The following is a 21,093-nucleotide window of genomic DNA, read 5'->3' as shown; positions in this document are numbered from 1 at the left end:
CCGCAGAAGAAGGAAGCACCATGACACCAGCCGTCCCCGAACTTTTCGGACAGCAGCCCGTCCCCACCGGCCTGGACGTTCCCGCACTCGCCGCCGAACTCGGCGGCTCCGGAGTGCCGGTCCGGTGGGAGGAACTGACCTGGCAGCAGGCTGAGTCCACCGCCGCCGCGCAGAACGCCGTGATCATCCCCGTCGGCGCCACCGAACAGCACGGACCGCATCTGCCGCTGGCCGTCGACACCCTCATCTGCCGCGCCGTCGCCCTCGGCGTCTCCGCGCTCACCGGCGTACCGGTGGTGCCACCGATCGGCTTCGGCGTCTCCGCCTCCCACGGCGACTTCGGCGGCACGGTCGCGCTGCGCCCGGAGACGATGATCGCCGTGGTGGAGGACGTCATCGACTCCCTGTACGCCTCCGGAGTACGGCAGTTCATCCTGCTCAACGGGCACATCTGGAACAACGGCGCGCTCGACGTGTCCGCGGAGAAGCTCCGGGTACGCCACCGCGACGCCCGCGTACGGGCCCTGGGCTACGTGACGATGTATCCCGGCCCCGAGGTCGACGGGCACGTCCAGTACGGCCGGGGCCTGATGCACGCCAACTTCTTCGAGACCTCGGTCATGCTCCACCTCCACCCCGAACTGGTCCGGATGGACCTGGCCACCTCACACACCGACGTGGACTCCTTCTGGGACTACCGGATGGACCAGGTCAGCGAGACCGGAGTCTGGGGCCGCGACGTGGCCGACGCCGACGCCGAGCACGGCGGCGAGGAGTTCGACCGCTGCCTGCTCACCACCGCCCGCGCCGTGTCGGCCGCCGTGCACGAGCCCTGGCCCGACCCGACCCACCGCCCCGGAGCGACCGCGTGAAGATCTACGACATCACCCTGCCCATCCACCCCGAGATGCTGCACTGGGGACGCAAGCCCGAGGTCGAGGTCGTCGAATCCCTCTCCGACGGCGACGCCTCCAACGTCACGCGCTGGCGGCTCGGCGCCCACACCGGCACGCACGTCGACGCCCCCGCCCACTTCCGCGACGGCGCCACCCCCATCGACGAGGTGTCCCTGCACTCGCTGGTCGGCCCCGCCCTGGTCGTGGACCTCACCCACGTCGACGGAGACGTGGAACCGCATCACCTGGAGGAGGGCGGGGCGGCCGGGCACACCCGCGTCCTGCTCAAGACCTCCAACTCCGCGGGCCCCCTCAAGGAGACCGAACGCGCCCCGCAGTGGGTGGGCCTCTCCCCGAAGGCGGCCGACTGGCTGATCGAGCACGAGGTCGAACTCATCGGCATCGACTACCTCACCATCGAGAGCCACCACCGCACCGACACCTGGGACGTCCACCACTCCCTGCTGGGCGCCGGCGTGCTCATCCTGGAGAACGCGGACCTCGACCAAGTACCCGCCGGAACCTACGACTTGACCTGCCTGCCCACCAAACTGGTCGGCGCCGACGGCTCCTTCGCCCGCGCCATCCTCACCACCCGGGACTGAACCGTGGCCACGATCGCGATCGCCGCGCCCCATCCCGCCGCCATCGAGGCGGCACGCCAGGTGACCGCCGCCGGCGGCGGTCTGATCGACGCCGCGCTCGCCGCCGCGGCGGCGCTCACGGTGGCCTACCCGCACCAGTGCTCCATCGGCGGCGACCTCGTCGCCCTGGTCCGCGACGGCGCGCACGGCACCGTCCGCACAGTGCTCTCGGCGGGAGCCGCCGCGGCGGCCACCGACCCCGCACCGCTGCGGGCGGCGGGGCACCGGATGCCGCCCGGCGGCCCGCACACGGTGACGGTCCCCGGAGTGGTCGCCGGATGGGCGGAACTCGCCCGCCTCGGAGCGCGGCTGCCGCTCGCCCGGACCCTCGCACCGGCCCTCGCCCTGGCCGACGGCGGTGTCGCGGTGAGCGAGGGACTGGCCCGGGCGATCCGCAACCGCCTCGACGTCGTACGGGCCGACCCGGGGCTGTCGGCGCTATTGCTGGACAAGGCGGGCGAACCGCTCTCCGTCGGAGCCACCCTGGTCCAGCCGGCACTGGCCGCGACCCTGGCGGAACTCTCCGACGACTGGCGCCACTTCTACACCGGGCCGACCGCCCGGCGCCTCGTCGCGGGCCTGCGTGAGCGCGGCAGCCTGCTCGACGCGGCGGACTTCGCAGGACACCGGGCGGAGAACACCGCTCCACTGAGCGCGACCCGTAACGGCGTCACCTGGTGGGTGGCCCCGCCGCCCAGCCAGGGAGCGGCCCTGCTGGCCGTACTCGGACGCGGCGGCGACCCGCTGACCGCCGCGCGACAGGCGGAGCTTCGCAGGGACGCGCTCCTCGGCGACCCCCGGTCGGGCGCCGTGGACATCGAAGGACTGCTGCTGCGCGCCGAGCGCGACATCGCCGCGCTGCCCGCAGGACCCAGACCGGCCGGGGACACGGTCGCCGTCACCGCCGTCGACGACGAGGGCAACGCGGTGGCCCTGATCCAGAGCGTGTTCCAGAGCTTCGGATCGGGCATCGCCGACCCGGCGACCGGCGTCGTACTCCACAACCGCGGCTCGGCGTTCAGCCTGGACCCGGCGCACCCCGGGGCGCTGCGGCCCGGGGCGCGGCCCCCGCACACGCTGTGCCCGGCGCTCGCCACGGCCCCGGGACGCGTCGTGTCCCTCGGCTGCCAGGGCGGCAGGGCCCAGGCGTGGATCCTGTCGCAGGTGGCCGAGGACCTCCTCGACGCCCCCGCCCCGAAGGACGTACTGGCCCGTCCCCGGTGGGTCATCGGCTCCCGCGACCTGGACCGCGCGCACCCCACCCTCGTCCTTGAGCCCGGCACCCCGGACGCCGGGCACCTGACCGCCGTCGCGCTCCGGCTGGGCCTGGAGGTGGCCGGGACAGCGGGACCGCACGACGAGGCGGGCCACGTACAGACGGCGCGGCTGCGAGCGGGCGAGGTCGACGCGGCGAGCGACCCCAGGGCGGACGGCACGACAGCCGTCCTCACCGGCTCCGCGCGTCGATGAGCGCGGTCAGCGAAAGCACGCGGTCAGGCAAAGGACAAGGTGATGTGGAGCCCGCCGTCTTCGCCGGGTTCGGCCGTCAGTCCGGCGTTGTGGGCCTTGGCGATGGAGTCGGCGATGGAGAGGCCCAGGCCGTGGCCGGTGGTGCCGGTACGGTCCTGGGCGAGGCGGCGGAACGGCTCGAACAGGGCGGGGATCTGTTCGGCGGACACCAGGGGGCCGGTGTTGGTCACGGTCACGGTGCGGTCCTCGACCCGTACGCGGACATGACCGCCCGGACGGTTGTGGCGAACCGCGTTGCCGATGAGGTTGGTCAGCAGATGCCGTAGCAGGAGGGGGTCGCCGAGGACGGGCCGCGGGGCTTTCGCCGTGAGACCGATGTCCACGCACTCGATCGCGGCCTGCGCGGCGAGTTCGGCCGTCACCGTCTCGGCGGTGGCCGCGACGTCGACGTCGACGGTCTCCTCCAGACCGCGGTCACTGCGGGCGAGCAGGAGCAGGGCGTTGACCAGCTGTTCGGCTTCACGGTTGGCGGTGAGCAGGTCCTCGCGGACTTCCGCGAGCCCCTCGGGGAGCGGGTCGGCGAGGCCCACCTGGAGGCTAGCGCGCTGGACGGCGAGGGGTGTTCTGAGTTCGTGGGAGGCGTTGGCGATGAAGCGCCGCTGGCTCTCGAAGGACTTCTCCAGCCGTTCGAGCATGGTGTCGAAGGTGTCGGCGAGGCGCTGGAGCTCGTCGTCGGGTCCGGTGAGTGCCAGCCGTTGGTGCAGGTTCTGCTCGCTGATGCGGCGGGCCGCTTCGGTCATCGAGGTGACCGGCCGCAGTGCCCGCCCGGCCAGCCACCAGCCGAGCAGGCCGACCAGCAGCGCCATGACCAGCAGCCCGACCGCCGACCAGAGCACCATTTGCCGCAGGGCGGTGTCCTGGACGGCCTGGACGGTCCAGTCGATCTTTCGGATCAGTGCCATGTCGCCGTCGGCCCTGCCCCGGGCCGGCTGCGGCCCTGCGAGGCCTGTGCGGCCCGAGGAATGCTCAGGACTCGTCGGCACATCGCCGTATGTCGACACATTGCCGTGCTCGACGGCGATCCCCTGGACCTGCTGGGCCGTCCCGTAGCGCGCGAGGAGCACCACGAAGGCGAGCAGCGCCACACCGGCCACCAGGAACAGGGCGGAGATGGCCGCGGCCAGGCGGGCGCGGAAGGGGAGCCTGCCGAGGAGCGTCCGCGGGTTCAGTCGCACAGGCGGTATCCCTGCCCCTTGTCGACGCTGATGAGGCCCGGGTCACCGAGTTTGCCGCGCAGCCGGCTGACGGTGGCCCGGACCGCGCTGGTACGCGGGTCGAGGTTCTCGTCCCAGAGGGTGCGGACGATCTCCCGGTGCGGCACCGCCGCCCCGCAGGCCTGGAGCAGCAGATGCAGGACCGCGAACTCCTTGGGAGTCAGCTCCAGCGGGCGGCCGTCCACGGACACCTCGCGCCGCGTCCCGTCCAGTGTGATGCCGCCCTGCCGCAGAACGGTGCGCGGCGGCTGCGGCGATCTGCGGCTCAAAGCCCGTACGCGGGCCACCAGTTCGGCGAAGTCGAAGGGTTTGGCCAGGTAGTCGTCCGCGCCGAGCGTGGTGAGTCCGTAGACCTTGTCCGTGATCTCCCCGGCCGCGGTCAGCATCAGGATGCGCGGCGGATCCGCCAGGTCCCGCAGCCGCCTGCACACCTCGTCACCGGTCATGACCGGCAGGTCACGGTCGAGGATCAGTACGTCGTAGGCGGTGAGCAGACACCTCCGCTCGGCCTCGTCCCCCGTGCCGGCTATGTCGACGGCCATCGCCTGCCGCCGCAGACCGGTGGCGATCGTACGGGCGAGCACGCGATGGTCCTCGGCTATCAGCACTCTCATCGCGTCATGAAACCAGGACCGTGATTGCAGCGGCATAAGGCTTCGGAGCCGGATGTCCGCGGCACGCACCGCGCTCGTCGCGGTTCGGCCCCAACTCCCCTGTGGCTGCGGGCTGTTGTCAGAGGCGGGCGTTAGTGTCCTGGACGAAACGGATCACCGACCGGTCACCTGGCCGCGTGCGGTGTCCTGGACGATCGTGAGGAAACGTGATGGACCCTGTCTTCGTCGATTTCGCCACCCGGCCCGCCGAGTTGTCGAACGCCGTCGTGCGTCAGCACCGCTGCGTGGTCGCTCCGTCCTACGTCGTGGTGGCGTCCGGCGGCCACCTCGATGTGGACTTCATGGTGCCGGACGGCGCGGAGATCACCGAAGCCGTGCTGCGCATGTCGGTGCTCGGTGTCGCCGCGCCGATCGACGTCACGGTGAACGGTGAGCCGCTGGCCAAGAACTTCCTGCTGCCCGGAGCCGAAGGCCCCGACACCGTACGGGAGTACGTGCTGACCGTGCCCGGCACGGCGCTGCGGCCGGGCGCCAACGTCCTGGCGATACACAACGCCGATGCCGAGGCCGAGGCCGATGCCGACGCCGAAAGGGGAGGCGACGGCGTGCTCCGGCTGCGGACCCTCATGGTGGACTCCGCCGAACACGACGGCCGGGCACGGCGTGGTTCCGGGCACGACACAGGTGAACGATCCGGGTGGGTCTTCACCACCGAGCGCCGCCGCCTCGGAGGCGCCGCCTGGCAGCCGGCGGCGGAGCTGCGCTTCCTTCTCGACCGGAGCGAGACCCACGACGTCGCCGGGGAGCGGGAACCGGTCACCCGGCTGGCGTGGCGCGGGACCACGGGGACGGAGTCCTCCGTGGCGTTCTATTCGGATCTGTCGGGGTTCCACGGCCACTTCCGGGACGCCGACGGCTCTCTCGGTGAACTGCGCGGCACCCTCACCGGCCGTATGCCCCACACGGGCGCCGCCGCCGGTACCACCGTGCGGCACTTCACCACCGAGGAGGCGCACGACGGAGTGTGGAGCCCGGCCGGCCGGCTGCGGCTGCTGCTCGACGACGGCGGCGCACCGGTGGAACGCGTGACATGGAGCGACCGCCACGGCGCGGCCACCTCGCTCTCCCTGCTCACCGCGGCCGTCGTGGGACAGGCCCCGGTGTCCGGCGAGCGGCGCGACATCACCGACCTGGTCTCGCAGGTGTGGGCCAGCGAGGAGTTCGCGGAGTTCGGCGAGGTCGCGAAGAACCTGGTGAAGCCGCACAGCAAGTGGCTCGCTCACGAGCAGGACCCCGAGCTGAGCTTCACCTTCGACCTTCCCGTCGCCGTGAGCGCCTACAGCCTGACCTCCGCCAACGACGCCCCCGACCGCGACCCGGCGGTCTGGGTGCTGGAGGGTTCCGCCGACGGCCGGGACTGGACGCGGCTGGACTCCCGCGAGGGCGAGTCCTTCCACGGGCGTTACCAGACCAAGGAGTTCGCGCTCGCCCGCGCCGAGGCCCATCGGCACTACCGCCTGCGGATCACCGCCAACCGCGGTGCGGACGAGACCCAGTTGAACGCGGTGCGCTTCTTCGACGGCGGCGCCGAGTCCGCGGCTCCCGGCGACTGCGACTTCGTCGGCTACCGGCAGGATGCCGGCGCGGAGCCGGTGGGATACCGGGGGACGAGGATTCCCGCTCCGGTGTCAGGAGCGGACAAGGAGAGCGGCGCCGACACGGGGGAACTGCTCGCCGTGGACTTCTCGGACACCGCCCGCAACCTCCAGGACGCCGCACGCCTGCTGGAACAGCTGACCCGGTACCTGCGCCCCTGACACCGACGCATGCCGGGACCTGCCCGACCGCACCGGTCGGTGCCGCCGGGCAGGCACCGGGGCCTCGCCGGAGTGTCCTCGGTACGAACACACCGTGGTCAGGCCAAGGGCCGGGTTCCGTCGATGGCGATGCGCTGCCCGTAGCGGGAGTGCGGGAAGTAGTCCCAGGTGGCATGGTGCTGGACACAGCGGTTGTCCCAGAACGCCAGGGTATCGGCCTGCCAGCGGACCCGGCAGTGCAGCAGGTTCGTGCGGGCGATGTGGTCGTACAGCATGTGGAGGACGGCCGTGCTCTCGGCGTCGGACAACTGCGTGATCCGTGACGTGTACGGGCCGTTGACGAACAGGAGCTTGCGTCCGGTGTCGGGGTGACGCACCACGACCGGGTGCTCGTTGCGCGGCACGTCGTACTCGGGCGGGGGCATCTGCCCCTGCGCGAGCCAGGGACGCGCGCCGTCGTGGACGGCGGTCAGCCCGTCCAGGAACGTCTTCATCGCCGGGGACAGCATGTCGTAGGCGAGGTGCATGTTGGCGAAGAGGGTGTCGCCTCCGCTGCCGATCTCCGGGACCTCGGTCACGTAGAGCATCGAGCCGAGGGAGGGCTCGGCGTCGGCGGTCCCGTCGGCGTGCCAGCCGTTGCCGGCGACGGCACGGGAGTTTCTGTCCGCGCGGATCTCAAGGATGTACGGGTCGGAACCCTCCTCGGGCAGGGCGACCGGATGCAGGGGGCCGAAGAGCGCGGCGAACCGTTTGTGGTCCTCGGGCGCGAGGTGCTGGTCGTGGAAGACGAGGACGTGGTGGGTCAGGAAGGCCGCCCTGACGTCCTTCTGCTGGACCGGAGTCAGTTCCTCGGAGAGGTCGAGGCCGGATATCTCCGCGCCCAGGAGCGGGGTCAGCGGGTCGACGGTGAAGCTGTCGTAGGTCTCACGGGGCGCCGTCGTGATGCGCTCGACGGCGTCCAGGGTGAACTGGTCCATGGATGTCTCCGATGTGTGGGTCGAGGTCGACGGGCCTGCCGTCGTCGGCGGCGTCGCCCGGCCGTTCCGCGTCGATCGCGCGGGCGATGTCCTGGGCGTGCCGACCGGTGACGATGCCGTAGTGAGTGGCGTGTACGTGGTGCACACGGGCGGGATGGGGAAGCAGCGCCGTCCATTCCGCGGCAGCGGCAGCGGCTGGGGCTGCGGCTGCGGCTGCGGCTGTGGTGGATGGCGCGGGCGCGGCGAGGGTCAGGCCGGTGGTGGCCTCTGTGGCCTCGGTGGCGAGCCACAGGGTGCTGGGCGTACGGGTCACGCGGGGTGCGGTGTGGCCGGTCATCGCGGTGATGTTGGCCCGGCAGCAGTGGGCGAGCCGCTCGGCGTAGGACTCTCCCGTCGCCGGAGACGTCGACTGCCTCTTGTTGCCGAGCAGTTCGTGCTGGAAGACGGCGCGCAGGGCGTCCTCGTCCAGGCCCTCCGGCAGCGGCGAGGCGTGTGGCGCGGGCGGATCCAGGAGGTACAGCCGGTCCAGGGGGCGGCCCGCCGCCTCGGCGGTCGCGGCCATGGAATGGGCGACCAGCGCGCCGAACGACCACCCCGCGAGCCGTAGCCGCGTCTTCGGGCTCGGGAAACGGGCGCGCAGGGCGGCGAGGTAGCGACCGGCCCGCTCGGCGACCGACCAGTGCGGGAGACGGGGATCGCGCAGGGCGGGGTCGGGGACGAGGCAGACCGTGGTGCGCGCGTCCAGGGCGGAGACCAGCGGCCGGTAGGCCTGGATGTCGCCGCCGACCGGGTGGATCACGCACAGGACGTCCTGGTCGTCGCCGGTCTGCCAGGTCTCTATCGCGACCGGGTCGCCGGAGGAGTCCTCGGCCGGTGGGGGACGGTCGAGGCGGGCCAGGAGATCGTTGACGCTCACCTGATGACTGAGCCGGGAGAGCTCGACATCGACCCCGTACAGCCGTTTCACCTCGGACAGCAGGTCGAGCAGGGTGAGGGAGTCCGCGCCCAGGTCGTACAGGGATGCCGCCGGGTCCAGGGTGTCCGTGCCGAGCAACCCCCGTGCCGCTTCCAGGAGATGGGTGGCGTCGGGCGGCTCCACGGCACCGAGCGGCTCGTGCGCGGCCTGCGGTTTGTGCGCGGTCCCCGGCCCGGGGGGTTCGTAGAAGTACCGGGACGCCTCCAGTGGTGTGGTGGACACGAGCAGGTGCGGCAGCTGGAGTTCCACGGCGTCGGCGAAGACGCGCTGTCCCTCGGCGGTCGACAGTCCCGTCCGCAGATGAGCTTGGTGGCGTGTGTCGGTGCCGAGGGCGTCGCGGGCCATGCCGGAGTCCCGCCACACGTCCCAGCCGATGCTCAGCCGCACGGTCGCCGAGGCGGCGTCGCCGTCGTAGTGGGCGAAGGCGTCGAGCACTCCGTTCGCGGCCGCGTAGTCGAACTGGCCGACTCCGCCGAAGAGGGCCGACAGGGACGAGCAGTAGGCGGCGTAGCGGGGCCGGTGGCGCGCGATCAGCCGCTCGGTGAGCAGGGCGGCCCGTAGTTTCGCCCGGCTCGCTGTGCGCATGGTCCCGGCGTCGCGGCGGACCAGGAGGGCCCCGGTCGCGCTGCCCGCGGCGTGCACGATGCCGTGGAGGCGGGCGGTGTGGGGTGCCAGGCGCTCCAGGAGGTCGTCGAGGGGCTCCTCGGCGAGGTCGGCGGCCACGAGGGTGACACGGTCGGACCAGCGGGCGAGGGCGGGCGGCAGGGCGGGGTGCCGGGCGAGCAACACGACCCGGGCGTCGGTGCGTTCGAGGAGCCAGGCGGCGATACCGGTTCCGATGCCACCGGTGCCGCCGAGGACGAGGTGCGTGCCGTCGCCCTCCATGAGCCCGGCTGAGGCGTGGGACAGGGGCGGCAGCACGGGCCGGGCCACCGGGCGCCACCAGTAGCCCCGGCGCAGCGCGATGCGGCGCTCCGGGCCGTCCGCCGTGTGCGGTTCGGCGAGGACGAGCGGCAGCAGGTGGGCCCACTGGGACGGGTCGGCGCCGGGCAGGTCGATCCAGCGGGTGTCCAGGCCGAGTTCCTGGCGCGGCACCTCCACCGCCGCGGCCAGCAGGCCCAGTTCGGGGCGCGGTACGTCGCCCGTCACCGGCTGTGCGCCGTGGGACAGCCACCACAGGCGCGGACGTGTGCCGGACGGCAGGTCCGCCGCCGCCTGGCACAGGGCGGCCGTGTGATCGAGGCAGACGCGTCGCGCGTCCTCCAACGACCGCTCACCGACCGGCCCTTCGACGCCGAGCGGCAGCGCGTGAAGCCACTCGAATCCCTCGGGAGCGTCGTGTACGACGTCCCGGAGCAGGAGGGTCAGCGAGGCGGGGTCGGCGGGATCGACCTCGTACCGGTCGGTGCCGAACCGGGCGAACGCGGTACCGGTCGTGACGTGGACGACGCGGCTGTGGGCGGAGTGCAGGGCCTTCCAGTCGACCGGCGTCGAGGTGCCGTCGGTGACGACCACGACCGGGCGCCCGGACACGGGTCCCGTGTAGGGGACGGCCCGTCGCGTCCGCGCCCACTCCGTCTGGTGCAGCCACGCGTCCTCCGGCATCCTCGCCGGGGGCGCGTCGACGGCGGAACCGGCTGTCGTACCGCGCTCGGGCTGCCGGTCGGCGCGGGGAAAGTCGTGATCGGTGAGGGCGAAGGCGGGCGGCGGGAAGTCCCAGGGCGGAGGAGCGGAGCGCTGTGCTTGTTCCTGAGCCGTGCCCGCGGCGGTCCCGGAGGCCGTGGCACGCTCCGTACCGTCCGCGACCGTCCGCAGCCACGCCACGGCACTCTCGGCGTCCGGGCAGAAGGCCTCGACACGGTGCGTGCGTGTCGGACGGCCGCCCCGGAGATGGCGAAGGACCTGTGCGTACGTCCGGGGAGCGGCGGCCAGATGGCCGGCGATGCGTCGGGCGTCCGTACGCAGGGCGTCCTCGCTGTCGGCGGACAGCACCAGTCGGCCGCCCGTGTCCGACGGCGCCTGTGCCGGTGCGGTGGCCGCGTGGTGCTCCAGGATCAGATGGGCGTTGGTGCCGCCGATGCCGAAACTGCTCACGGCGGCGACGCGTGGACGCCCGGCCGGCCAGGGCCGCGCGGTCGTCGGGATGTGGAAGGGGGCCGGTTCGGTGCCGATCTCCGGGTTGAGGCGCCGGAAGTCGACGTTCGGCGGGATCACCCCGTGATGGACGGCGAGCGCCGCCCGTACGAGGCCGACGACGCCCGCAGCCGCCCCCAGGTGACCGATCTGGCTCTTCACGGACGACAGGGCGCACGAGGCGGAGTCGGGCAGGTCCAGTGCCTGGCGCAGCGCGGCGACCTCCACGGGGTCGCCGAGACGGGTGCCGGTGCCGTGTGCCTCGACGTAGCCGATGTCGGTGCCCGTGCGACCGCTGCGGCGCAGCGCGGTGCGGATGACCTCCCGCTGCCCGGCCACGGAGGGCGCGCTGTAACCGAGCTTCGCCGCGCCGTCGTTGTTGAGGGCGGACCCGGTGACGACCGCGTAGACGGTGTCGCCGTCGCGCTCGGCGAGGCTCAGTGGCTTGAGGACCACGACGCCGACGCCACTGGCTCCGACGGTGCCTGCGGCGTCGTCGCTGAAGGGCCGGCAGTGCCCGTCGGGCGAGAAGATGTGCTGCGGCCGGTACGTGTACCCGTCCGTCAGCAGCGTGTCGACCAGCACTCCGCCGGCGAGCATGACGTCGGCCTCGCCCTGCCGCAGCAGACCAGCGGCGATGTGCACACCCACGAGGGAGCTGGCGCAGGCGGCCTGGACGGTGAAGGCGGGGCCGGTCAGGCCCAGGTGGTACGCCGCCTTGGTGGCGAGGAAGTCCTTGTCGTGGTGGAGGGCCAGCCGGAAGCCGTCCGGCAGGGCGGCCGGGTCGGCCTCCCGCAGCATGGACTGGAAGTACGTGTTCTCGCCGCAGCCCGCGACGAGTCCGACGCGCCGGCTCGCGGGGTCGGCCAGGCCCGCGTGGGCGAGCGCCTCGACACAGCTCATCAGCAGGTGCCGCTGCTGCGGGTCCATCAGCCGCGCCTCCTGCGGGCTGATGCCGAAGCGGTGCGGGTCGAAGGCCAGGAGACCGTCCATCTGACTGCGGGCGCCCACGCGTCCTGCCGGGGCCGGGAAGTGCTCGATGCCGCGTTCCGCCGACTCGACCATGCGCCAGAACGACGCCAGGTCGGGGGCGCCGGGCAGTCGCACGGCCATTCCGACGACGGCGATCGGCTCGTCCGAGATGCCGTCCCGCTCAGCCGGGAAACTCGCCGCGGCGGGTGCCGGACCGCCGGCCGCGTCGAGGAAGCGGCTCAGGCTCCGTACGGTGACGTGCTCGAAGAGGTCCGCGACGGCGAAGGACAGGCCCAGGTCGACACCGCAGCGCAACTGGAAGCGCATCAGGTCCAGGCTGCCGGCGCCCGCGTCGAAGAACCGCTGGTCCGGCAGCACCCTCTTGCCCGTGACCGTGGCGAACAACTCGCACAGCCGGGCTTCCCGTGCGGACACGGCGGATTCCGTGGTGTCCGGACCCAGCAGCTCACGCCCCAGGGTGGCGACCGCGCGGCGGTCGAGTTTGCCGCTCGGGGTGCGCGGCAGCGCCTCGACCCTGCGGAAGGTGCGGATGCGGGCGAAGGGCGGTATCTGCCCCGCGAGATGAGTGGTGAGGTCCTTCAGGTCCGGGTCGTCCCCACGGCACTGCAGAAGGGCTACGAGGGAATCGCCGTCGCGGGCCACCAGGGCACCGATGACCGCCGGGTGCCGCAGGAGAGCGGCTTCCAGGTGGCCGAGCTCCAGCCGGTGACCGCTGATCTTGATCTGGTCGTCGTCCCTGCCGTCGAAGTGCAGCAGCCCGGCGGCGTCGAAATGCGCTAGGTCGCCACTGCGGTAGAACGTTCCCTGGCCGGGCAGTTCGGTGAACCTGGAGCGGTTGAGCTCCGCGTCGCCGAGGTAGCAGGGTGAGGCCATCGGGCCGCCGATCAGCAGCCGGCCGGCGGCCCCCGGCGGGAGCGGTTCGTCGCTGTCGTCGACCACCCGCAGGACCGTGTTGGCCACCGGGCGGCCGATGGCCGGGCGGGCGGGCCACAGCATCGGGTCGCCGTCGAGGCACAGGCCGCTGACGACATGGGTCTCCGTGGGCCCGTAGTGGTTGAACAGGCGGGCGTCCGCCAGGCCTGCGAACCAGCGGCGGATGGCGTCGGTGCACAGGAGCTGCTCGCCGGCGGTGACCACCTCGCGCAGCCGGGAGGGGAAGCGCCCCAGGTGGACGGCGTGCTCGGCGAGCAGTTGCAGCGCCACACAGGGCAGGAACAGCCGCTCCACGCCTGCCTGTTCCAGTTGGTCGAGCAGGGCCGGCAGATCCTGCCGCCACTCGGGGCGCACGAGGTGCAGTCGCCCGCCCGAACACAGCGTGGTGAGGATCTCCTGGAAGGAGACGTCGAAGGACAGCATCGAGAACTGCTGGGTGACCGCGGCCCGGCCGAGACCGCCTGCCTCGCTCTGCCAGTGCAGCAGGTTGCACAGGGTCAGGTCCGGCACGTCGACGCCCTTGGGCGTGCCGGTCGAGCCCGAGGTGAACAGCGTGTAGAGCGGCCTGAGCCCCGCGTGGGGAGCCGGCCGCGGCGCGGGCGGCGCGGCGGCGGACAGGTCGATCGGGTGGCGGGGCAGCTCCGGCGGCGCGATCGTGTCCACGTCCACGTCCGCCTCCGCGCCCGGCGCGGTCAGGACGCACAAGGGGGCGGCATCGCGCAGAATCCGGCGCAGCAGGGCCGGCGGATAGGCGGGATCGAGCGGTACGACGGTGAGGTTGAGCTGCGCGGCGGCGAGCAGAGCCACCACGTGCTCGGCCGAGGGTGAGAGATACAGGGCCACGCGGGCCGGCGCGGCCGGGTCGGCGGGCAGGGGGTGCCGGTCCGCCAACTCGGCCGCCAACGACCGTGCCCGAGCGTCCAGTTCGGTGTATGTGAGGGTGTGGTCGCCCGTGGTCAGGGCCGGGGCGTGCGGTGTTCGGCCCACCTGGAGGGCGAAGCCCTCGGCCACCGTGGTGAACCCGGGTGCGCTCAGTGGACCTTGTCCCGGGTCGGGGAGCGTACGCCGGTAGGGGGCCACGAGGGCTGCCGGCGTGTGCTCGCCCTCGCTCTCGGCGCCGTCCTCGCCCTCGTCGGCGGCATCCGCGTCGTCGGTGGTGAGCAGGTCGATCGCCCGTACGAAGAGCCGATGGGCGGACGCCACCAGTTCGGCGTCGAACCGACCCGCCGCGTACTCCCACAGGCAGTCGAACCCGGACTCCCGCTCGACCACGGAGAGCGTGAGCGCGCACTTGGTGTCGGCGGGTTGCAGCCAGGCGGGGCGCACCCGGCATCCCGGCAGCGACAGCGCGCCGAAGTCGGTGTTCTCCAGCACGAACATGAAGTCGAAGAGCGGGCCGTCACCGAAGTCGTGGTCGGTCAGCACGTCCGTCAGTGCCACGTCCTGCCGGTCCAGGATCTCCTGGACGCCCGAAGCCTGTGCGGCCAGCTGCTGTCGCAGGCCGTTGCCCGGCTCAAGACGCAGCGGCAGCAGCACGGTGTTGGCGAACATGCCGACGGCGGAGATGAATTCGGTGACCGGCCGGCCCGACACGGGACTGGCGATCAGGGGACGGGTCTGTCCCGTCACGCCGTACAGGCTCCAGGAGAACGCGGCCAGCAGGAGCTGGAAGCGGGTGAGTCCGAGTTCCGCTCCCAGGCGGTCGAGGCGGGAGCGCCGGCCGAGGTCGACGGACGCGGACAGCAACCGGGCCTCTGTGCCGGCCGTGTCCGCCGCGACGGGCGGGGGCGCCGCGGGGGCGAGGGCCGCGTACTGCCGGTGCAGTGCCGACCGCTGTTCCTTGTAGGAGGGCTCAAGGTGCCAACGCCGCTGCCACAGGGCGAAGTCGAGTGGCGTATGCCGTGTGCCTTCCCTGCCTTCGTGGCCCGCAGCGGACGCGGTGAAGGCGGTGAGGTCGCGGAAGAGGACGTTCAGGGACCAGCCGTCGACGGCGATGTGGTGCAGGTGCAGCAGCAGGACCGTGCCGCCGGGCGTGTGCAGCAGGCCTGCCCGCAGCATCCGGGCCTCGGCGAGATCGAAGGGGACGGCGAAGAAGCGCCGCGCCGCGGTTTCCCAGCCCTCGGAGCCCTCGTAGCCTTCACCGCTTTCGTCGGCCTCGTCGTCGAGGACGGTGGCCGGTTCCCATGGATCGAAGGGGTCGCCGACCTGCTGGAGAAGCCCCTCGGGGGCGGAGCGGAAAGCCGTACGCAGCGCCGGGTGTTCGACGGTCAGACGGGTGAGCGCCGCGCGCAGGGCGTCCTCGTCGACGGTTCCTTCCAGGTGAAAGGCGAGCGGAACGTGGTAGGCGCGGCTGTGCGGATCGCTCCGGTCGAGGAGCCACAGGCGCTGCTGCTCGGACGTGGCCGGTGCCGTGCGCTGCCCGCTCGCGGCGGGCACGGACGGGTGGAGTGGCGACGACTGATGTGCGGCGGAGGTGGCGGAGGAGATGGCCTCCGTCAGCGTGGCGAAGTCCTCTCGCAGTACGACCGTCTGGGGTACTTCGACGTTCCAGCGCTGCCGGATGCGAAAGCGCAGCCGCAGCGCCTTGAGGGAGTCACCGCCGTTGGGGATCCAGCGGTCGTCGGGCCGCAGACCGGGCACCCCCAGGACGCTCCCGGCCATCTCCAGCACCTCCTGCTGCGCGTCGGTCACCTCGACGGCCGTGACCGAGGTGCGGCGCCAGGTCGGTGCCGGGCCGGCGAGCAGGGCGGTGTCGTCGACCTTGCCGTTGGCGTTGAGCGGCAGGGCGTCCACGAGGTGGGTGCGGTGCGGGCGCATGTACGGCGGCAGGGTGGCCGTGAGATGACGCTCGTACGCGTCGTACTCCTCGTACGTCGGCTCGGAACCCAGCACCAGGTAGGCCAGCAGCTCATGGGCGCCGTCCACGTCGCGCCGGACGCAGACGCGGGCCTGCAGGACGGCGGGGTGCGCGGCGAGCCGCTGCTCGACCTCTCCGGGCTCGACGCGGAAACCGCGCACCTTCACCTGGCGGTCCGCCCGCCCGACGAAGGTGAGGAGTCCCGCGGCGTCACGGCGGGCGAGGTCGCCGGTGCGGTACCAGACGGCGCGGCCCGCGTCGTGCCAGGGCAACGGCACGAAGCGCCGTGCCGTCTCCTCGGGCAGATTGCGGTAGCCCGTCGCCAACCCCGCCCCGGACAAGTACAGCTCACCCACCTCGTCGGTGTCCGCGGTACGTGAGCCGTCGGCGACCAGCAGCGCGTCCGTGGCGGGCAGGGGCCGGCCCACGGGGACGGTGTCGCCGTCGAAGTCACGGGGCACCGGGTGGTACAGGGCGAAGGTCGAGGACTCGGTGGGCCCGTAGGCGTTGACCAGGCATGTCGCGGCGCCGGGGTTGTCCCGGTACCAGCGCCTGATGCGGGAGGCATTGAGCTGCTCGCCGCCGACGAGGACCTGGCCGACGGAGTCGAAACAGTGCGGGGCGGTGTCGCTGACGGCGTTGAAGAGCGCCGCCGTGACGAAGAGGACGTCGATCCGTCGGCGGCGCAGCACATCGGCGAGGAGCCGAGGGTTCTGGACCTGTTCGTCGCTCAGGACGACGCAGGTTCCGCCTGTGAGCAGCGGCACCCAGACCTCGAAACTCAGCGCGTCGAAGGCCGGGTTGGACATGCTCGCGTACCGTGCGCCCGTGGTGGGGGAGAGGAAGCCGGGGTCGGCCAGCCGCATGATTCCGGCGTCCTTGACCTCGACACCCTTGGGACGGCCCGTGGTACCCGAGGTGTAGAAGAGGAACGAGGCGGCGGCGTCCGTCGCGGGGCCGACCTCGTCGAGGAGCCCCGTACCTGACCCCGCGTCCAACCCCGCGTCCGTGCCCGTGTTCGCGTCCGTGTTCGCGTCCGTGCCGAGGAGCTCGGCGACGTCGAGCAGGAAGCCGGGGTCCGCGCCCACCCCGAGCGTGGCGACTGTGCCGTCGTGGACGAGGGCGGCAGCCGCCGAGTCGTCGAGGATGTGGCGGCGGCGTTCGGCGGGGCTCTGCGCGTCGAGGGGGACCACGGTGGCTCCGGCACGGCGGATGCCGAGCATGACGCACACCAGTTGCCAGGATCGCGGCAGGCAGACCGCGACGGCCTGCCCGGCGCCGATCCCGCGTGCCCGCAGGCCGCGTGCCACGCGCAGGGCGGCCTGTTCGAGCGCCGCGTAGTCGAGCCGGTGGTCGCCGTCCACCACGGCGAGGGCGTCGGGGGTGAGGCGGGCCTGGCCGAGGACGGCATCGGCCAGCAGGGGGCCGGACGCGGTGGGGCCGGATGCGGTGAGGCCGGACGTGGGGAAGCCGGACATCACGCCTCCTCGGTGACGGCGGACGCGCGGGAGGGCGCGGCGAGTTCGGCGGTGAGTTCCGCGGTGAGGACGGCGGCCACCCGTGGGGAGGTGCTGCTCTCCAGTACCTCCCAGTGGTCGCAGTCCAGTGGCTCGACCCGGAAGCCGCCCTCCGCGCGACGCCGCCAGAAGCCGCGCACCTCCGGCAGGGACGCCGGGTCGGTGGTGGAGCCGCCCACGGCCTGGACCAGGACGAGACGAGCCCGTGAAGGCGCCGGGAGGTGGTCACGGGCCGTCATGCGATTGTGGTTGTAGATCCGGAAGTACTGGTCGATCTGCTCATCGTCGATCCCCGGATACATGCCGTTGAACCTCACGAGCTTGTCCCGGAACTCGGCCAGGTCCACAGGTGCGACGGCGGCGCGTTCCTCGGTGTTCTCGGTGGCCTGGGTGTCCAGGAGCACGACACTCACGTCGGTGCGGCCCCCGCGTGCCAGACGGCGGCCCATCTCGTGCGCGACCAGACCGCCGTAGGAGAGACCGGTGAGCACGAGCGGGCCGTCGTCGAACGGTTCGACGAGCCGCAGATACGCCTCGGCCATGGCCTCGACGCTGGGCAGGAATGCCTCGCCAGGATTCACTCCGGGGGACTGGATCCCGTACAGGCCGACGTCCGCGGGCAGTGCCCTGGCCAGGGGCAGGTAGCAGAACGCGGTGCCGCCGGCGGGATGGACGCACACGACGTTCCCGCCGGCGCCGCCGTGCCGGAACTCGATGAGGTTGCTCGGCGGTGACCCCGAGCGGCCCCGGCGGACGAGGCCGCCGAGGTCTTCGATCGTCGGGTGGAGCATGATGTCGCGGACCGGAAGCGTCGTGCCGAGTGCTTCGCCGATGCCGTGGGCCATCTTGATGGCCGACAGGCTGGTGCCTCCGATGTCGAAGAAGCTGTCGCGGATGCCGAAGTCCGGGCCGAGGAGGATGCCCCGCCATATCTGGTGGATCGTCAACTCGATGTGGTCGCGGGGCGTTTGGGTGTTGACCTGGCTCGTGGTGGCTTCGGCCGCCTCCCGCAGCAGGGCCGCGCGGTCCAGTTTCCCGTTCCGGTTCAGGGGCAGGGCGGTCAGCTCGACGACGACCGCGGGGACCATGTAGTCCGGCAGCCGGTCCGCCAGGGCCGCGCGCCACTCGTGCGGGGGCCTGGCGGGTACGGGCCCGGCGGGCATATCGCCGCGGCCCACCGCCGCCACCAGCCGGGGCTCGGCGCCGGTGTCCCGGTCGACCACCACGGCCGCCTCGCGCACCCCAGGCTGGGCGAGCAACGCCGCCTCGATCTCGGCCGGTTCGATGCGGAAGCCGCGCAGCTTCACCTGGTCGTCGACGCGCCCCAGGTAGACGGCGTCGCCGTCGGGCAGGCGTCGGGCGAGGTCGCCCGTACGGTAGACGCGCTCGCCGGGGAGGAACGGGTCGGGCAGGAACCGCTCGGCGGTCAGGTCGGGGCGGTGGAGGTACCCGGCCGCGAGACTCGCACCGCCGAGATAGACCTCTCCGGCGACCCCGACCGGCACCGGCTCCATCCGCTCGTCGAGGAGGTACATCCGGGTTCCGGCGAGCGGGCGCCCGATGGGGCACTGCCGGTCGAGCGGCCGTGGGTCGTAGTACGCCGTGCTGTACAGCGTCGCCTCGGTCGGCCCGTAGCCGAAGCAGACCTTGAGGCCCGCGAGGTGTTCGCGCATGCGGTGCAGCGCGGCCTCCGGCAGCGACTCCACGCCGGTGAGCAACTGGCGCAGCGCGAGCCCGTCGAGCCGTCTGCCGGGCTCCTCGTCGATCCAGCGGATGTAGGAGGGCGGCAGGAACGCCTGCACGATGCGGTGTTCCCGCATCCACCGCACGAGTTCCTCGGGGTCACCCCGCAGCTCCTCGGGGACCAGGTGCAGTTCGGCGCCCGTCGTCAGCGGCAGCAGCAACTCGTGCACCGAGGCGTCGAAGCCGATGCTCGACCACGCCGAGGTCGCCTCTCCCGGCGTCGCTCCCATCCGGTCCAGCCAGTTGTCGAACAGGTTGAGGACACTGCCCTGCGTGACGGCCACGCCCTTGGGACGGCCGGTGGAGCCCGACGTGTAGAGCACGTAGGCCACCTGCTCGTCGTCCGCCGCCTGCTCGTCGTCCGCCACCGGCGGAGACGTTGTCGGTGGCGTCGTCGGAGGCGGGACATCGTTGTCTGCCAAGGCCTCGTCCGGCGCCTCGTCTGTCGCCCCGACCGAGGCCTTGACCGTCGTCAGGTCGTGCCACGCGGCCGGCCTCTCGGGGCCGGGCAGATCACTGAGCACCAGGACGGGGGCCGCGTCCTCGACCATCGCGGCGAGCCGCGCGGGCGGCTGGGCCGGGTCGAGCGGCAGATAGGCGGCGCCGGTTCTCAGGATGCCCAGGACGCCCACGACGAGTTCGACGGAACGTCCGGTGTGCAGCCCGACGACGGCGCCGGGGCCCACACCCCGGTCGGCGAGGGCACGGGCGAGGCGGCCGGCCCGCCCGGCAAGGGTGGCGTAGTCGAGCCGCTCGTCGCCGCACACCAGCGCCGTCTGCGCGGAGCGGGCCGCCACCTGCTCGTCGAACCGGCCCATCAGGCCACCCGTGTGCGACGGCGCCCCGCCCGCGAGCGGTGCACCGGTGGCAAGGTCCGTGAGCAGCAGACGCCGTTCGCGGTCGTCCATCAGCTTCAGCGCCCCGACGGGCGCCGTCGGCCGGGCCACCATGTCGGTCAGCAGGTGCCGCAGCTGATGCACGTACCGCCGCACGGTCTCCTCGTCGAACAACGCCGACGCGTAGTCCAGGTGGCCGACGACACGACCCTGCGACTCGGTCAGCGACAGCGCGAGGTCGAACTTCGCCGGCGCGTGCGGGATGTCGAGCGGAGCGACATCCAGACCTGGCAGTCGCAGCAGAGCGCTCCGGTCGGGAACCCAGGCACACATCGTCTGGAACAACGGCGTGTGAGCGGCGCTGCGGACCGGGTTGACGAGTTCCACGACGCGCTCGAACGGCAGGTCCTGATGGTCGAGCGCCTCGCGCAGGACACCCCGTACGTGTCTGAGGGCTTCGCCGGCTGTCGCCGTGCGGGAGAAGTCGGCGCGCAGCGGGAGCGAGTTGACGAAGAAGCCGATGAGGCCTGACAGGTCCCTGTGCCGCCGGTTGGCCGTGGGCGTGCCCACGACGACGTCGGTACGGCCGCTGAGCCGGGACATCAGCAGGGTCCAGCCCGTCAGGACGGAGACGAACAGCGTGCCTTCGTGGAGCCGGGCCAATGCCGTCAGCTCCGACGTGAGTTCGGCATCGAGGGAGAACTCCACCCGGCCGCCCCGCAGATCCTGCTGGGCGGGGCGCGGCCGGTCGGTGAGCGGGCCGGACAGCGGCGGGGCGTCGGCCAGTTGCTTCTGCCAGAAGGCGGCCTGTTCGGCGAGCCCGCCCGAGAGGACGCGCTCCCGTTGGGCGCGGGCGTGGTCGGCGTACTGCAGCGGCAGGTGCGGCAGCGGCGAGGTCCTGCCGTGCGACAACGCCGGGTACAGAGCGCCGAGTTCGCGCATCAGCACTTTCAGGGACTGGCCGTCGAAGATCGTGTGGTGCATCGTCAACAGCAGGACGTGGTGGTCCGGCGCCAGAGCGATGAGGCGACCGCGCGTGAGGGGGCCACGCGCCAGGTCGAACGGGGCCGTGGCTTCCGCGAGACGCAGCTCGTCGAGGCGCGCCGCCGAGTCCGCCAGTCCGGTGAGATCGTCCGCCGCGAGGGCGAATCCGGTCTCCGGCGGATCGATGTGCTGACGGACCTCCCCTTCGACCGCCACAAGCCTGGTGCGCAGTGCCTGATGCCTGACGACGAGCGTGTCGAGCGCGCGGCGCAGGACGGCCGGGTCGAGGGGGCCGCGAAGGGCGAAGGCGAAGGCCTCGTTGTACGCCTCGTTCCCGCCGGGGAGTTGGGCGAGGAACCACAGGCGCTGCTGGGCGAAGGAGGCAGGGGCGAGGGCCGTGGTGTCCGAGTGCTCATGGCGGGGGGAGGG

At 72.4% G+C, this 21,093-nt stretch carries 9 protein-coding genes; 4 read left to right on the top strand and 5 right to left on the bottom strand.

Translation table 11 applies throughout. The features are described 5' to 3' along the window. Positions 1–20 precede the first annotated feature (20 nt). The 3 genes from AOK01_RS14410 to AOK01_RS14400 are packed head-to-tail and all read left to right on the top strand — an operon-like array spanning position 21 to position 3,010. Positions 21–872, top strand: coding sequence for a creatininase family protein (locus AOK01_RS14410; RefSeq protein ID WP_055511513.1), 852 nt, complete (start codon positions 21–23; stop codon positions 870–872). Further along, positions 869–1,501, top strand: a complete 633-nt coding sequence (locus AOK01_RS14405) for a cyclase family protein (RefSeq protein ID WP_245702253.1) — start codon at positions 869–871, stop codon at positions 1,499–1,501. The genes AOK01_RS14410 and AOK01_RS14405 overlap by 4 nt, the downstream gene beginning before the upstream one ends. Positions 1,502–1,504: 3 nt before the next feature. Further along, a complete protein-coding gene (locus AOK01_RS14400) occupies positions 1,505–3,010 on the top strand; it encodes a gamma-glutamyltransferase (RefSeq protein WP_055511511.1) in 1,506 nt (501 codons plus the stop codon). Positions 3,011–3,033: 23 nt separating this feature from the next. Here the strand turns inward: AOK01_RS14400 and AOK01_RS14395 are convergent, their stop codons facing one another. Next, a complete protein-coding gene (locus tag AOK01_RS14395; RefSeq protein WP_055511510.1) occupies positions 3,034–4,245 on the bottom strand; it encodes a sensor histidine kinase in 1,212 nt (403 codons plus the stop codon). Next, on the bottom strand, positions 4,236–4,898 hold the full coding sequence (locus tag AOK01_RS14390; RefSeq protein ID WP_055511508.1) for a response regulator transcription factor: 663 nt from the start codon (positions 4,896–4,898) through the stop codon (positions 4,236–4,238). The genes AOK01_RS14395 and AOK01_RS14390 overlap by 10 nt, the downstream gene beginning before the upstream one ends. A gap of 209 nt (positions 4,899–5,107) precedes the next feature. Between AOK01_RS14390 and AOK01_RS14385 the strand changes: the two genes are divergently transcribed. After that, on the top strand, positions 5,108–6,715 hold the full coding sequence (locus AOK01_RS14385) for a hypothetical protein (RefSeq protein ID WP_055511506.1): 1,608 nt from the start codon (positions 5,108–5,110) through the stop codon (positions 6,713–6,715). A 98-nt stretch (positions 6,716–6,813) separates the two neighbouring features. Here the strand turns inward: AOK01_RS14385 and AOK01_RS14380 are convergent, their stop codons facing one another. From AOK01_RS14380 to AOK01_RS14370, 3 genes are all read right to left on the bottom strand, one after another. After that, positions 6,814–7,692, bottom strand: coding sequence for a TauD/TfdA dioxygenase family protein (locus AOK01_RS14380; protein ID WP_055511504.1), 879 nt, complete (start codon positions 7,690–7,692; stop codon positions 6,814–6,816). Beyond that, entirely contained in the window at positions 7,640–17,062 is a 9,423-nt protein-coding gene (locus AOK01_RS14375) for a non-ribosomal peptide synthetase (RefSeq protein ID WP_063792794.1), read from the bottom strand. The genes AOK01_RS14380 and AOK01_RS14375 overlap by 53 nt, the downstream gene beginning before the upstream one ends. After that, positions 17,062–21,093 (bottom strand): non-ribosomal peptide synthetase (locus AOK01_RS14370; protein ID WP_281181354.1); only part of this gene is annotated, 4,032 nt, incomplete at its 5' end. The genes AOK01_RS14375 and AOK01_RS14370, both read right to left, overlap by 1 nt.

Source organism: Streptomyces aurantiacus (assembly GCF_001418335.1).
GTDB classification, from domain to species: domain Bacteria; phylum Actinomycetota; class Actinomycetes; order Streptomycetales; family Streptomycetaceae; genus Streptomyces; species Streptomyces aurantiacus.
The sequence above is the reverse complement of the archived record's forward strand: the minus strand, read 5'-3'. Positions and strand labels throughout refer to the sequence as shown.